The organism is Paraburkholderia sp. SIMBA_030 (genome assembly GCF_046535245.1).
GTDB lineage: Bacteria > Pseudomonadota > Gammaproteobacteria > Burkholderiales > Burkholderiaceae > Paraburkholderia.
Genome location: NZ_JAWRXB010000188.1, coordinates 1 through 337, shown reverse-complemented (window position 1 = coordinate 337; position 337 = coordinate 1). Strand labels below are relative to the sequence as shown.

Sequence of the window (337 nt, the reverse complement as noted above, 5' to 3'; positions counted from 1 at the left end):
CCCATGGCGCGCTGGCCACCTACACGGCCATGGAGCATGCGACCCGTCTGGCGGGCGAGTTCGGCATCGGCGCCGTCGCGGTGCGTAACTCGTCGCATTTCGGCCCGGCCGGTGCATATGCGATGGATGCGGCAAGCCGGGGCTTTATCGGTTTTGCCTTCTGCAATTCCGATAGCTTTGTCCGTCTTCACGACGGCGCGATGCGTTTTCACGGTACCAACCCCATCGCCTGCGCCGTTCCGGTTCAGGGACAAAATCCCTGGCTTTTCGATATGGCGCCCAGCGCGGTTCCCTATAATCGCGTCCAGCTCTATCGCAGCCTCGGCCGCGATCTTCC

1 protein-coding gene is annotated in these 337 nt (G+C 62.9%); it reads left to right on the top strand.

All coding sequences use genetic code 11. The features are described from left to right. On the top strand, positions 1 to 337 hold a 337-nt coding region (locus SB772_RS39605), incomplete at both ends, for an Ldh family oxidoreductase (protein WP_410838467.1).